Raw genomic sequence first — 13,331 nt, 5'->3', positions numbered from 1 at the left:
ACTCCTCGCGTGGCGGGCCGGCGTCCTCCTTTCAGGGAGGATGCCGGCCGTGCCAGAAATCTCTGACCGGCGACCTGCATCAGCCGCCCGCACCGGTGCTCCTTCCCGGTACCTGGTGCCGTTCCGACAGCCGGGACGTGCGCGCCGCGAGCGAGAAGAGGAGCAGGAACGATGACCACCGCCACCACCGACGAGCCCTACGCACCGAACATCCCCACCGCGGTGCGCAAGGCCGTCTACTACGCCACCCTCTTGGTCGGCACCCTCGCGGTGCTCGCGAGCGGCCTGGCGCAGATCTACTGGCCCGAGCAGGCCGCCGTCGTGCTCGCCACGGGTGGGGTCGTGACGACCACGATGGCCTTCCTCGCCGGCGGTCTCGGGGTCGCCTACGTCGCCAAGCAGTAGGCGCGTTCCGCCGCGGCCGACGGTTCTCCCGTCGACGGTGGGATCAGCCCTCGACCAGCTGCCCGTCCGCCAGGCGGATGACCCGGTCCGCGAGCGAGAGCATCAGGGGATCGTGCGTCGAGACGATCGCGGTCATGCCCTCGGCCTCGACGACGGCGCGCAGGAGGGCCATGACGGCCGTGCCGGTCTCCGTGTCGAGCTGACCGGTCGGCTCGTCCGCGACGAGCAGACGGGGGGAGTTGGCCAGCGCCCGGGCGATCGCCACGCGCTGCTGCTGGCCGCCTGACATCTCGCCGGGCCGCTGCCGGGCGTGGTCGCCGAGCCCGACGAGGTCGAGCAGCAGGGCCACCCGGGCCTCGCGGTCCGCCGTCCGCAGCCGGCGCAGCCGCAGGGGGACGCCGACGTTCTCGGCGGCCGACAGCACAGGCACCAGGCCGAACGTCTGGAAGACGAACGACACGACGTCCCGGCGCAGCTCCACGAGACCGCGCTCGTCGAGCGACGAGACCTCACGACCGTCGACCACCGCCCGGCCCTCGTCGGGCTTGTCGAGGCCGCCGATCACGTTGAGCAGCGTCGTCTTGCCCGACCCGGACCGGCCGACCAGTGCCACGAGCTCGCCGGGGGCGATCGTGAACGACACGTCGCGCAGCGCGTGCACCGCCGTCGCGCCCGTGCCGTAGGTGCGCGTCACGTGCTCGACACGGACGAGGGCGTCCTCCCGTGCGACCGGTGAGGTGAGCGTGCCTGCAGACGTGGCCGTCGTGGGGTTCGTCACCGGGCCGCCTCCTCGTCGTCGGTGGTGGCCGGGGTCGTGCTGGGGTGCACCGGCGCCGCGGGGACGGCCGCGTGCCGCCCGGTCCGGGCCGGCTGTTCGCCGTGCGCACGCGCCGGTTGCTCGTGCAGGGCCCGCGGCGCGGACACGGGCCGGTCGGGCCAGACCGAGATGTGGGACGACTCCAGCGCCAGCCGTACCTTGCCCACCAGGTCCAACGTCTGCCGGTACTCGCGCGGGAGCTGGACCCGACCGGCGCGGTCGAGCACCGCGTACTCCTCCGCGACCACGCTCTCGGTGCCGTCCTCGGCGGTGTGGGTGCGGCGCAGCACCTCCGAGCTCGTGCGGCCGTCCCGGATGGCCACGGTCCGCTGCACGTGCTCGCTGACGCCGGAGTCGTGCGTGACGACGACCACGGTCGTGCCGAGCTCCCTGTTCACGGTCCGCAGGCCCTCGAGCACGTCGTGCGACGTCGCGGAGTCGAGCTCGCCGGTGGGCTCGTCGGCGAACAGCACCTCGGGGGAGTTGGCCAGCGCGACGGCGATCGCCACCCGCTGCTGCTCGCCGCCCGACATCTGCGCCGGCCGGCGGTCGGCGCAGTACCCCACGCCGAGCACGTCGAGCAGCTCGGCCGCCCGCTTCTCCCGCGCCCGTCGCCGCACCCCGGCCAGCGCGAGGGGGAAGGCGACGTTCTCGGTCGACGACAGGTACGGCACGATGTTGCGCGCGGTCTGCTGCCACACGAACCCGACCATCGAGCGGCGGTAGTCCACGCGCTGTTTCGCCGACATCGACATCAGGTCCCAGGGCCCGACCCGGACCCGTCCGGCCGTCGGCACGTCGAGTCCGGACAGGACGGAGAGCAGGGTCGACTTGCCGGACCCGGACGCGCCCACGATCGCGACGAGCTCGCCCGCCTCGACGAGCAGGTCGAGGCCCTGCAGCGCCTGCACCTCGACGCCCTCGGACTGGTAGATCCGCACGAGCGAGTCGCACACGATGAGTGCGCCCTCGCCGAACTCGCCCGTCTGCCGGCGTGCGCGCTCCTCGAGCGCCCCGAGGCTCTCGACGGTCTCGGTCGCGGTCATGGCGTCCTCCCTCTCATCGTTCGCCCACCCGGAGCACCTGGCCCAGCTGGTCCCTGCGCCGCACGACCGACTCGACCAGCACCGCGACCAGCAGCGCGAGCAGCACCACGACGGCGGCACCGGCCACGGGCCGCCAGTCGACGTGGAGCACGGCGGCGCCGGGCGCGCCCGCGAGCAGGTCGAGGCCGAGCGCGCCGGCGAGCACCCACGGCACCCCCATGCCGATGGCGCTGCCCAGGAGGACCGCGGTCACGGCGAGCGGCGCCAGCTCCCCGAACGTGAGCGCGCCGGCCGTGCGGGCAGCCAGGCCCTGCGTACGCAACGCCGACACCGTGCGGGCGCGTTCGCGTGCCGTGCCGACGACCGTGAGGGCCAGGGCGACGACCGCGTAGCCGGCCAGCGCGAGACCCGTCGAGACCAGCAGCGCCAGGAGGCCGGCGTTGAACGGCGACGCCTGCCACTCGCGGAGCCACGGATCGCGCTCGGTGACCGTGATGCCGTCCGCGTCGGCGAAGCCGGCCGCGCGCACGGCCTCGACGGCGCCCGGGCCGTCGACCCAGATGGACTGCACCTTGAGCTCCTCGCCGGCGACGGCCGAGAGGCGCGACCAGTCCCCGACGACGGTCGGGGCCACCGCTGCTTCCGCCGCGTCCGTGCCGCCGCCGGGCACCGGCGCGACCTCGTCCACCGTGCCCACGACGTCCACCCGCACCGTCGTGTCGACCACGCGGACCTGCGGCTCGATGAGGGTGGCCGCGGTGGCCACGTCCGGGGTGGCCAGGACGCGGACCGTCTCGCCGGTGTCCTCGCCCAGGGTGGCGAGCTCGTCGGGGACCGGCAGGCCGTGCGCCGTCCGGGCCCGGGCCAGGTCGGCGGCGTCGACGGCGACGAGCCGGACGTCGTAGGCGGCGTCCTCACCGAACGTCCGGCGGCCGAGCTCGACGGCGCCGGCGACCGCCGTGACGCCCGGCGCGGACCGCAGGGACTCCACGTCGCTCGGACGCAGGGTGGGGCCGTCGATGCGCACCTGCGCGCCGACGGTGAGGTCGGCGGCCCGGGCCTGGCCGCCGCGCACCGTGACGGCGGTCGTCGCGCAGAACACGACGAGCGCGACGGAGACCGTGAGGGTGAGCAGAGGCACGGCGGTCCCGGCGGTGCGTGCCGCGCGAGCCGTGGCGACCACCGGGACCAGGCCTCGACGCCGAGCGGCCGCTCGCGATATGCCGCGGAGCAACGGCGGGAGGAGCCGCACGGCGACGACGGTCGCGGCGGCCGCGAGCAGCACGGGCGTCGCGGCGAGCAGCGGGTCGACGCCACCGGTCCGGGTCTGGGTCAGGCCACGGCTCCGCACCGACACGAGCGCAGCCGCGGCGACGGCGACCAGCACGAGCTCGACGACCACGCGACGTGCTCGGCGGCGCCCGAGGAGCCGCTCGCGGTCGGCGCGGTTCGCCGGGAGCCGTTGCCCCGTCCAGGCGCGTGAGACGAGGAGCGCGGACCACGCGGCGGGCGCGAGCACCGCAGCGGCCAGCACGAGCCCGGCCACCAGCCAGGAGCCCCGACCGCCCGGGACGAGGAGCTCGGCGCCGCCCGCCCCGAGCGCGGCGGCGACCAGGGCGAGCGGCACGCTCTCGACGAGCGCCCGCAGGGCGACCGACGCGACGGACGCCCCCCGCGCGCGCTCGGCGAGCAGCACCGGCTCGCGACGCAGGACGAGCAGCCGGGCCGCGAGCACGAGGGCGAGCGCACCGGCGGTGCCGAGGCCGACCAGCAGGAGGGTGGCCTGCGCCCGCGACGCCGCCAGCCGCTCGTCGACCGCGTGCAGCACCGTGTCGAGCGTCGTGGTGAGCCTCGGGGTGCGGCCGTCGTTGCCGGTCAGGGGGAGCGCGTTGGCCTGCAGCCGCGCCACGGCCTTCTCGACGGCCGTGGTCGCCGGTGCCGTGAGCCGCTCGGGGTCGACCGGGAAGCGGTAGGTCGTGACCACGTTGCGGCCGGGCACGCCGAGCAGGTCGGGCAGCGACGCGTCGCTCACGAGGAACCCGATCTTCGCCGCCTGCCCGGAGGCAGGGGAGGCGGCCTGGGGCGACAGGACGTCGTCCTGCCCGGACCAGACGTCGGCACGGGGGTCCGCAGGGGTGAAGACCCCGGTGACCAGGACCTGGACCTTCTCGCTGAGTGAGAACCGGGCTCCTGTCGTGAGACCGGTGCGGTCGGCGACCTTGTCGGACACCCCCACCTGCAGCACGTGCACGTCACTTTCGGGCTGCCGGACCGGCGCGGCGCCGTCGAGCCACGTGACGAGGCCCCGATCGCCGGACGTCGCGGTGCCCACGTGCACGAACCGCAGGCCGTAGGTCACGTCCGGGAACGTCACCGTGGCGGGACGGGTGGCGGCGGAGGTCACCGCCTCGCGGGTCAGGTCCCGCAGGACGGGCGGCAGCGCCTCGCGCATGTCGGCGGCGGCGTTCGCGTCGAGCTGGGCGACGTCCTCGCCCTCGCCGATCCGGCCCCGTGGCCCTGGGTCGGCCGTCAGGTCCACCTGCGGCGCCTCGAGAGCCACCGCCGCCTGCACCCCGTCGTCGGCGACGATCGACACGAGGCGCGGCACGGCGAGCGAGAGCAGCACGGTCGCGGTGAGCAGCCCGCCCGTGAGCACGAGCAGCCCTGCGTCCTGTCGGGCGCGCCGTCGCGCGACGAGGACCGCGTCGCCACCGGTGGCCCGTGCGGCGGTCCGGACGGCCGTGAGCGTCATCGTTCGTCCCCCAGTCGCAGCAGTGCGCCGGACGCGCGCCGCAGGAGTGTCGCGGTGGTGATCGTGACGGCCGCGCCCGCGAGGACCAGCAGCGCCGCGACGAGCGCGAGCTGGGTCGGCCACGGCCAGTGCACGATCACGTACGGCACCGGGCTCGTCCCTGCCGCCGACACGGTGACGAGAGGCCCGACGACGCCGGCGAGCACGGCGCCGAGCGCCAGGCCGGCGACGATGCCGAGCGCGCCCAGGATGGTGTGCTCGACGAGCACCGCCCGGACGAGGCCGGACCGGGCGGCACCGAGCGCCTGCAGCCGGGCCAGCTCGAGGCGGCGGGTGCGCACGGACACGGTCGCGCTCATCGCGAAGCCGGCGACGGCCAGCGCCAGGGCGGCGACGGTGACGATCCCGAGCGCGGCCTGCACACCGACGCGCAGCGGGCCCTCGGTCGCTTCCAGCCGCGCCTGGACGCGGCTCGAGGCCTCGCCGAGGTCCTGCTCGGTGGCGGTCGCGACGACCGCGGCGGCGTGGTCGTCCGGGACCTGGAGCCACCAGCCGTCGAGCACCGGTGCGGGCTGCGCGGCGAGGATCATCGCCCGGGTGAGCGTGTCGCGGTCGGCGAGGATGCCCTCGCCCCGGGGCTGGCCCGGAAGGTACGGCACCTCGCGTGCGATGACGACGGGCACCTGGGTGCCCTCCACCTCGAGCGCGAGCTCGTCGCCGACCCGGAGGTCGAAGTTGCGCAGCAGCGTGTCGGTGGCCAGCACCGGGACCGGCGCCTCGTCGAACGTGGCGGCGGCGAACGCGATCCGGCCGAAGATCAGCTGTTCGACGTCGGCCATCATGGCGATGTCGAGGTGGTCGGTGCGGACCTTGACCGTCGCGGTGGCAGGGCTGGCGTGGGAGTCGGTCACCGCCCGGGCCGCCCAGTCCGCCCCCGTGAGCGGCACGGCGACGGGGGCAGGCTCCTGGTCGGAGCCCGCGGCCGCGGGGGGCACGACGCGCAGGTCGGACAGCGTGACCCGGATCCGCCCGGTGGGCGCCTGCGGGAACGGGGAGCCCTCGGGGGTGCCGGTCGACGCTCCCGCCGACACGACCGCGACGAGGTGCAGGCCGGTCGTGGGCTCGGGCAGCCCGACGCGCACCACCTCGTCGGCACCCAGCAGCTCCATCCGGGGCAGGTCGAGCGGGACCCGGGTGCCGTGCTCGTCCTGGAGGACCAGCGTGACCTGGAGCGGCCCGTCGATCGGCACGGAGGCGGAGGCCGTCAGGTGCACCTCGAGCGCGGCGACGGTCCCCGGCAGCGGGATGCCCGACACGGGCGCGGCGGGCGCGAGGGTCGAGGTCCACGTGTCCCACCCCGCCGCCGAGCGGCCCCGCAGGATCTCCTGCGCGTGCGTCGTGTCGACCGCGAGGAGGTTCACCGACGAGGTGCCGGCGAGGTCTCCGTCGGGCCCCACCGACCCGATCTCGACGCTCCGGTTCGTCACGGCCGACACCGCCTGCACGCCGGGGAGGGCGGCGACGGCGCGCGCCTGCACGTCCGGCGTACCGTCCAGGTGCTCCAGCCGTACGTCGGTGCCGACCTGCAGGTCGGCCTGGTCCTCCTGGGACGCCCGCCAGGTGCTGAGGAAGGCCTGGGAGAACGATCCCACCGCGACCGCGAGCGTGAGGAGCAGCACCGCTCCCGAGGCGCGGCCCGGACGACGGCCGACCTCCCACGCCGCGAGGGGCGCGACCAGGGAGCGGCTCCGCGCTGCGGCACGCTCGCCCAGGCCCGAGATCACCGGGAGCAGCCGCAGCGCCAGGACGGCGCCCGCGAGGAGGAGCAGGGCCGGGGCGGACACGAGCACCACGTCGAGCCGGCCGAGCTGCTCCGGGTCGGTGCTCGTGAGGACGGGCGACCGGTAGCTGCGCAGCTGCCACACGCCGACCGCCGCGAGCACCGCCACCGCGACGTCTGCTCCCGATCGGGCCAGCATGCCGCGACGGTCCTGCCGGATCATGCGCTGCTCGGCGTCGACGACGCTGCCGCGCCGCCGCACCAGCGGCGCGACGAGCACACCGGCGAGCAGCACGGACGCGACGGCGCACGTCACCCACAGCTGGGCGGGGTGACCCGACTCGTCGTGGAGCCCGGAGCGCCGCAGGGCGTCGGACCGCGTGACTGCCTGGTACAGCACGCCCGCGAGCCACGGCGAGACGAGCGCCGTCACGAGGGCCACGCCGGCAGCCTCGAGCGCCGCCAGGACGAGGATCTGCCGCGACGAGGCGCCGCGCGAGGCCATCAGGGTCTGCTCGGCTGCGCGCCGTTCTGCGAGGAGCCGGGCGGCGAGCAGCAGGACGGTGACGGCGAGGACGACGAGCATGAGGCCGACGATCACGAGGCTGATGCGCGTGACGGCCAGGCCCCCCGTGGCCGCGTCGATCGTCGCGGCGAGCGAGGTGCTGAGCCGTCCGCCCGTCGCCGCGTCGTGGAGGTCGGAGGTGAGCTCCGGCTGCGCGTTCTCGAGCCGGGCGCGGAGGCCGCCCAGGGCGTCGTCGGGCGCGTCGCTCAGCCGCGGGCTCGCGACGACGTGCGCGCTGCCGAGACCCCCGGGCCGCAGGAGCACGTCGGGCGTCACGACCATCGGGCCCCAGGCGTCCGTGCGGATGGAGCCGAAGCTGCCGGGCACGGGGTAGTCCCGGTCGTGCTCCTGACCTTGCAGCACGTCGCGGTACCACGTGCGTGTCGGCCCGGTGAGGGTGTGGGTGCCCACGACGACGACGGTCGTCGGGGTGGTGCTCAGCGTCCCGGTGAGCACCACGACGCTCCCGACCGACCACCCGTACTCCGTGGCCGCGATCTGCGGCACGGTGACCTCGACCCGTCCCTGGTCGTCCGTGGCCCGGTCCGGCCATCGCCCGGTGACGAGGTCGGCATGGGCCGGGATCTCGGGGTTCGACGCCAGGTAGGCGAGCGGCGCGACGGCCCCCGGCACCAGGGGCATTCGGTACACGGGCGACGCGAGCCACTGCGTGCGGTCCGACGGGACGTCTCCCAGCAGGTCGTCGAGGAACGAGTCCGCGGCGCCGACCGCGGCGGCGGGGTTCTGCCCGTCCAGGACGAGGAACGCGTCGACGTCGGTGCGGGACGCGGGGGCCTGGTCGAGCGCGGCGTCGAGGGCGCGGTGGTCGCTGGCGTGCAGGAGCAGGGCGAAGGTGCCCAGCAGGCTCGCGCCGACGAGCGCGACCGCGAGCACGGCGACCACCAGGGTGCTCTGCGCGGCAGCGCGGCGGCGGAGCAGGCGCAGCGTCCAGCCCACAGCGGCCTCCTTGGCGTTGTCGTCAGTGGCTGCCGTGGCGAGCCCGGCGGGGGTGCCGGCCGGCGTCCGCCCGCAGGTCAGGCCCGGAGGCGACGGGTGACCGACGGTCACGACGTGGCGATGCTAGGCCACTGGTCACCGCGGGTGGGAGCGGTTCCTCCACGCCACGCGCAGAACGAGACGGAACCGTTATGACCGTTGCGCCCCGTCTCGACACGCGGACGCGTCGCGGCCTATATTCCAAGCGGAATAATCAGAGCGGAGGTGTGGGGTCGTGGCGGTCGGTGAGCTGTCAGCCGTGGCGGTGCTCCTCCTGGCGACGCTGCACGAGCAGCCGATGCATCCGTACCAGCTGCACCAGACGCTCGTGGAGCGGGGCGAGGAGCGGCTCGTCCGCATCACGCTCGGTGCCGTCTACCACGGTGTCGAGCGGCTCGAGCGGGAGGGGCTGGTGGAGGTCGTCGGCACCGACCGCACCGGCAACCGCCCCGAGCGCACCACCTACCGGCTCACCGACGCGGGCCGGACCGCCTTCGCGCGCCGGCTCACCAGCTTCCTCGGTGAGGACCATCCCGCGTACCCGCTGTTCTCGGTCGGCCTCGCCGAGGCGAGCGACCTGCCCCAGGGGGTCGTCGAGACCCAGCTCCGCCGCAGGCTCCATCGGGAGTCGGCCCGCCTGTCGGACCTGACCACCGCCTACCGCACCATCCGCGCCGAGGGCCTGCCCCGGCGCTACCTGCTCGACGTGGAGCACGACCTCGCGCTCATGCGCGAGGAGGTCGCCTGGCTCGGGCGCACGCTCGACGAGCTGGCTGCCGGCTCGCTCTCGTGGGACGAGGCCATCCCGGCCGGGTTCGTCGAGGCCCGCCGCGCTGCCCGGCACCGCGCCCAGCAGTCCCAGGGGGCGGCCCGCCCACCTGCAGAACCCGTCCTGGCCCGCACCGCACCGTCCTCGGAGGACTCATGACCACCACCGAGCAGCCCCGCGCGCTCGTCGACCTGCACGGGCGCAGCCCGTGGAGCATCCTGCCGCCGCTCTGCCTCGGCTTCTTCATGATCATGCTCGACACCACGATCGTGAACATCGCCGTACCGACGCTCGTGACGTCGTTCGACGCGAGCCTCACGGACGTCGGCTGGGTGAACAGCGCCTACCTGCTGACGTTCGCGGTGCTGCTGCTCGTCACCGGCCGGCTCGGCGACCGGTTCGGCCCGCGTCCCGTGTTCGTCGTGGGTCTCGTGGTGTTCACGCTCTCGTCGCTGTGGTGCGGGCTGTCCGGGTCGATCGGCATGCTCATCGCCGCGCGCGCCGTCCAGGGCGTCGGCGGCGCCCTGATGACGCCGCAGACCATGTCGATGATCACGCGCGTGTTCCCGCCGCAGAAGCGCGGTGCGGCGATGGGCATCTGGGGCGCCGTCGCGGGCGTCGCGACCATCACCGGCCCCGTGCTCGGCGGGATCCTCGTGCAGAGCGCCGGCTGGGAGTGGATCTTCTACGTCAACATCCCGGTCGGCGTGGTCGCGCTGTGGCTCGCGCTGCGCAACCTGCCCTCGCTGCCCACGCACAACCGCACGTTCGACGGCATCGGCGTGCTCCTGTCCGTCGTCGGGATGTTCCTGCTGGTCTTCGGGCTGCAGGAGGGGCAGACCTACGACTGGGGCACGGTCGCGGGACCTGTCACCATCTGGAGCATCGTCGGAGCGGGCGTGCTCGTCCTCGCCGGGTTCGTCGTCTGGCAGAACCACCGTGGTGAGGACGCGCTGCTGCCCCTGCGCCTGTTCCACCGGCGCAACTTCTCCCTGGCGAACGTCGCCGGATTCGCTGTGACCTTCGCGATGACCGGGATCTTCTTCCCGTTCACGCTGTTCCTGCAGGAGGTCCTGCTGCTGTCACCACTGCACGCCGCGCTCGTCGGCCTGCCCGGGTCCCTGCTCTCCGGCGTCGTCGCGCCGTTCGCCGGGCGGCTGTCCGACCGGGTGCCCGCCAAGTGGATCGTGGCGGCCGGGTTCGCCATCCTCACGGTCGTCGTCGCCTGGCTCTCGCTCGTCATCGTGCCGGCTGCACCCGTGTGGCAGCTGGTGCTCCCGATGGCGTTCTTCGGCATCGGCACCGGCCTGCTGTTCTCCCCGCTGGCCAACCTCGCGACCGCCGGGCTCGACAACCGCACCGCCGGCGCGGGGGCCGGGGCGTTCAACACGACCCGCCAGATCGGCGGCGTGATCGGCTCGGCCGCCGTCGTCGCCATGCTGACGTCGCGACTGGCGGCGACGATCCCCGCCGCGGCGACCGACGCGGCCGCAGGCCTCCCCGAGCAGTTCCGCCAGCCGTTCGTCGACGCGTTCGCGCACTCCGGCGGCGCCGGCTTCGCGTCGGCGAGCGGTCCGCAGCTGCCCGACGGCATCCCCACCGACGTCGCGGCGGAGATCACCCGGGTCGCGACGGACGCCGTGCACTCCGGGTTCGCCACGGCCGTGGGTCAGACGCTCTGGCTGACGGTCGCCATCCTCGTCGTCGGCCTGGTGTCCTGCCTGGCGATGCGCGGCGGCCGCACGACGCACGGCGAGACCCCGGCTGCGGCCGCGCCGGGGACGGTGGGCGCGGAGGTCTGACGGCCGCGCGACGGGCCCCCGCGGCGCACCCGTTCAGGGCGGCGACCGCCGGGGCCGTCGCGCCGTCGGCACCCGGTCAGGCCTGCGGCGGCCTCGTCATGCTCAGCACGTCGAGGGCGGTGTCGAGCTGCTCCTCGGTGACCTCGCCCCGCTCCACGTACCCGAGGTCGACGACGGCCTGCCGGATCGTCTGCCCGTGCTTGACGGCGTGCTTGGCGATCTTCGCGGCGGCCTCGTACCCGATGACCCGGTTCAGCGGCGTGACGATCGACGGGGACGACTCCGCGTAGGCGCGGGCCCGCTCCTCCTGGGCGACGAGCCCGGAGACCGTCTTGTCGGCGAGCAGCCGGCTCGCGTTGGCGAGCAGCCGCACCGACTCCAGCACGCCGGCGGCGATCACCGGGATCTGGACGTTGAGCTCGAAGCTGCCGCTGGCGCCCGCCCACGCCACCGTCGCGTCGTTGCCGACCACCCGCGCGGCGACCATGAGCACGGCCTCCGGGATCACCGGGTTCACCTTGCCGGGCATGATCGACGACCCCGGCTGCAGGTCCGGGATGGCGATCTCGCCGAGGCCGGTGTTGGGGCCGGAGCCCATCCAGCGCAGGTCGTTGCAGATCTTCGTCAGGCTCACCGCGACGGTGCGCAGGGCGCCGGACAGCTCCACGAGCCCGTCGCGCGAGCTCTGCGCCTCGAAGTGGTCGCGGGCCTCCGTCAGGGGCAGGCCGGTGTCCTCCCGCAGCAGCTCGAGGACCCGCTGCGGGAACCCGGCAGGGGTGTTGATGCCGGTGCCGACGGCGGTCCCGCCCAGCGGCACCTCGGCGGCCCGGGGGAGCGCGGCGTGCAGGCGCTCGACGCCGTAGCGGATGGCGGCGGCGTACCCACCGAACTCCTGGCCGAGCGTCACGGGCGTGGCGTCCATGAGGTGCGTGCGACCGGACTTCACGACCGTCTTCCACGCCTCCGCCTTGACCTCCAGCGCGCCGGCGAGGTGCTCCAGCGCGGGGACGAGGTCGCGGACCACGCCGGCGGTCGCCGCCACGTGCACCGACGTCGGGAACACGTCGTTCGACGACTGCGACGCGTTGACGTGGTCGTTGGGGTGCACGTCGCGGCCGAGCCGCCGGGAGGCGAGCGTGGCGACGACCTCGTTGGTGTTCATGTTCGAGCTCGTGCCGGAGCCCGTCTGGTAGACGTCGATCGGGAAGTCGCCGTCGTGCGCGCCACCGGCCACCTCGTCGGCGGCCGCGACGATCGCGTCCGCGATGTCCCCGTCCAGCACGCCGAGCTCGGCGTTGGCCCGGGCCGCGGCCTTCTTGATCCGGGCGAGCGCCTCGATGTGGCTGCGCTCCAGCCGCGTGCCGGAGATGGGGAAGTTCTCGACGGCCCGCTGCGTCTGTGCGCGGTACAGGGCGTGCACCGGGACGCGGACCTCGCCCATGGTGTCGTGCTCGATCCGGTACTCGGTGCCGGCGTCGCTGGCGGCTGCAGAAGTCATGCCCTCCATCCTGCCGCACCTGCCCGCACGCTCCAGGTGCGATCCGCGTCACGTCCGCCGCAGCATGGGCCGATGGACGAGCACTGCCCGGCCGACCGGTTCCTCGTGCACGGCCGCCTGGTCCGTACCCCCGGCGGGGCGACGACCGTGCGCTGGTGCTCGAGCACCTCGCGGCCCACGTGCTGGCGCCCGCCGAGCGGCCGCCGGACTCCTTCGCGTGGTGACGGCCCTCAGACGACGCCGACGGACTCCGTGAGCGTCACGCGCCCGTCCGCGAGCGTGTACTCCAGCCCGACGATCGAGCATCGCCCCTCCGCGATCGCCTCGGCGAGCGACACCGAGTAGCCCTGCAGCATCTGGACGGTGTGCCGCACGTGCTCGTGGCCGAGCGCCGCCGGGTCGATCGGCTCGTCGGTCGACCGCGCGAGGTTGACGATGCTGGGGATGACACGGTCGACCACCGCCCGGACGAAGCCGCGGGGGAGGTCGCCGTTGTTCAGCGCCTGCGTGGCGGCCGCGACGGCACCGCAGCTGTCGTGGCCCAGGACGACGACCAGCGGTGCACCGAGGACCTCGACGCCGTACTCGATGGACCCGATCACCGTCGTGTCGAGCACGTGCCCGGCCGTGCGGACCACGAACAGGTCGCCGAGGCCCTGGTCGAAGATGATCTCGGCGGCGACCCGCGAGTCGGAGCAGCCGAACAGCACCGCGAACGGGTGCTGCGACAGGGACAGCTCGGCGCGGCGGTCGATGCTCTGCGACGGGTGCTGCATCTCGCCCCGGACGAACCGGTCGTTGCCCTCACGGAGGGCGGCCCAGGCCTGGGCGGGAGACGTCGGACGGGGGCTCTGGCTCGGCACGGGGTGCATCGTCGCAGGTCCACCGCGCCCGTGCCTGC

The 13,331-nt window shown here is 74.6% G+C and carries 9 protein-coding genes; 3 read left to right on the top strand and 6 right to left on the bottom strand.

All coding sequences use genetic code 11. The features are described from left to right. Positions 1 to 171 precede the first annotated feature (171 nt). A complete protein-coding gene (locus ACVW07_RS06940; protein WP_456818520.1) occupies positions 172 to 405 on the top strand; it encodes a hypothetical protein in 234 nt (77 codons plus the stop codon). Between the two features lie 43 nt (positions 406 to 448). On the opposite strand, the gene ACVW07_RS06935 is transcribed toward ACVW07_RS06940, so the two are convergent. The 4 genes from ACVW07_RS06935 to ACVW07_RS06920 are packed head-to-tail and all read right to left on the bottom strand — an operon-like array spanning position 449 to position 8,433. After that, positions 449 to 1,183, bottom strand: a complete 735-nt coding sequence (locus ACVW07_RS06935; protein ID WP_456818519.1) for an ABC transporter ATP-binding protein — start codon at positions 1,181 to 1,183, stop codon at positions 449 to 451. Continuing rightward, on the bottom strand, positions 1,180 to 2,268 hold the full coding sequence (locus ACVW07_RS06930; RefSeq protein ID WP_456818518.1) for an ABC transporter ATP-binding protein: 1,089 nt from the start codon (positions 2,266 to 2,268) through the stop codon (positions 1,180 to 1,182). Before ACVW07_RS06930 ends, ACVW07_RS06935 begins: the two co-directional genes overlap by 4 nt. Before the next feature lie 13 nt (positions 2,269 to 2,281). Continuing rightward, positions 2,282 to 5,020, bottom strand: a complete 2,739-nt coding sequence (locus tag ACVW07_RS06925) for an FtsX-like permease family protein (RefSeq protein WP_456818517.1) — start codon at positions 5,018 to 5,020, stop codon at positions 2,282 to 2,284. Continuing rightward, a complete protein-coding gene (locus ACVW07_RS06920) occupies positions 5,017 to 8,433 on the bottom strand; it encodes an FtsX-like permease family protein (RefSeq protein ID WP_456818516.1) in 3,417 nt (1,138 codons plus the stop codon). Before ACVW07_RS06920 ends, ACVW07_RS06925 begins: the two co-directional genes overlap by 4 nt. Before the next feature lie 163 nt (positions 8,434 to 8,596). Between ACVW07_RS06920 and ACVW07_RS06915 the strand changes: the two genes are divergently transcribed. Beyond that, positions 8,597 to 9,289: a helix-turn-helix transcriptional regulator gene (locus ACVW07_RS06915; protein WP_456818515.1), complete on the top strand. Its 693-nt coding sequence runs from the start codon at positions 8,597 to 8,599 to the stop codon at positions 9,287 to 9,289. Beyond that, entirely contained in the window at positions 9,286 to 10,932 is a 1,647-nt protein-coding gene (locus ACVW07_RS06910) for a DHA2 family efflux MFS transporter permease subunit (RefSeq protein ID WP_456818514.1), read from the top strand. Before ACVW07_RS06915 ends, ACVW07_RS06910 begins: the two co-directional genes overlap by 4 nt. 76 nt (positions 10,933 to 11,008) lie before the next feature. Here the strand turns inward: ACVW07_RS06910 and ACVW07_RS06905 are convergent, their stop codons facing one another. Together ACVW07_RS06905 and ACVW07_RS06900 are read right to left on the bottom strand one after the other, a co-directional pair. Beyond that, positions 11,009 to 12,430, bottom strand: coding sequence for a class II fumarate hydratase (locus ACVW07_RS06905; RefSeq protein ID WP_456818513.1), 1,422 nt, complete (start codon positions 12,428 to 12,430; stop codon positions 11,009 to 11,011). A 230-nt stretch (positions 12,431 to 12,660) separates the two neighbouring features. Next, positions 12,661 to 13,302 (bottom strand): carbonic anhydrase, encoded by a 642-nt coding sequence (locus ACVW07_RS06900; RefSeq protein ID WP_456818512.1) that lies wholly within the window; start codon positions 13,300 to 13,302, stop codon positions 12,661 to 12,663. Positions 13,303 to 13,331 lie beyond the last annotated feature (29 nt).

The organism is Cellulomonas sp. URHB0016, assembly GCF_054057935.1.
The sequence above is the reverse complement of the archived record's forward strand: the minus strand, read 5'-3'. Positions and strand labels throughout refer to the sequence as shown.

Bases quoted from the DNA above. Each gene is read 5' to 3' on its own strand.
- ACVW07_RS06940 (WP_456818520.1), top strand. From the start codon at position 172: ATGACCACCGCCACCACCGACGAGCCCTACGCACCGAACATCCCCACC.
- ACVW07_RS06930 (WP_456818518.1), bottom strand. From the start codon at position 2,268: ATGACCGCGACCGAGACCGTCGAGAGCCTCGGGGCGCTCGAGGAGCGC.
- ACVW07_RS06910 (WP_456818514.1), top strand. From the start codon at position 9,286: ATGACCACCACCGAGCAGCCCCGCGCGCTCGTCGACCTGCACGGGCGC.
- ACVW07_RS06905 (WP_456818513.1), bottom strand. From the start codon at position 12,430: ATGACTTCTGCAGCCGCCAGCGACGCCGGCACCGAGTACCGGATCGAG.
- ACVW07_RS06925 (WP_456818517.1), bottom strand. From the start codon at position 5,020: ATGACGCTCACGGCCGTCCGGACCGCCGCACGGGCCACCGGTGGCGAC.
- ACVW07_RS06900 (WP_456818512.1), bottom strand. From the start codon at position 13,302: ATGCACCCCGTGCCGAGCCAGAGCCCCCGTCCGACGTCTCCCGCCCAG.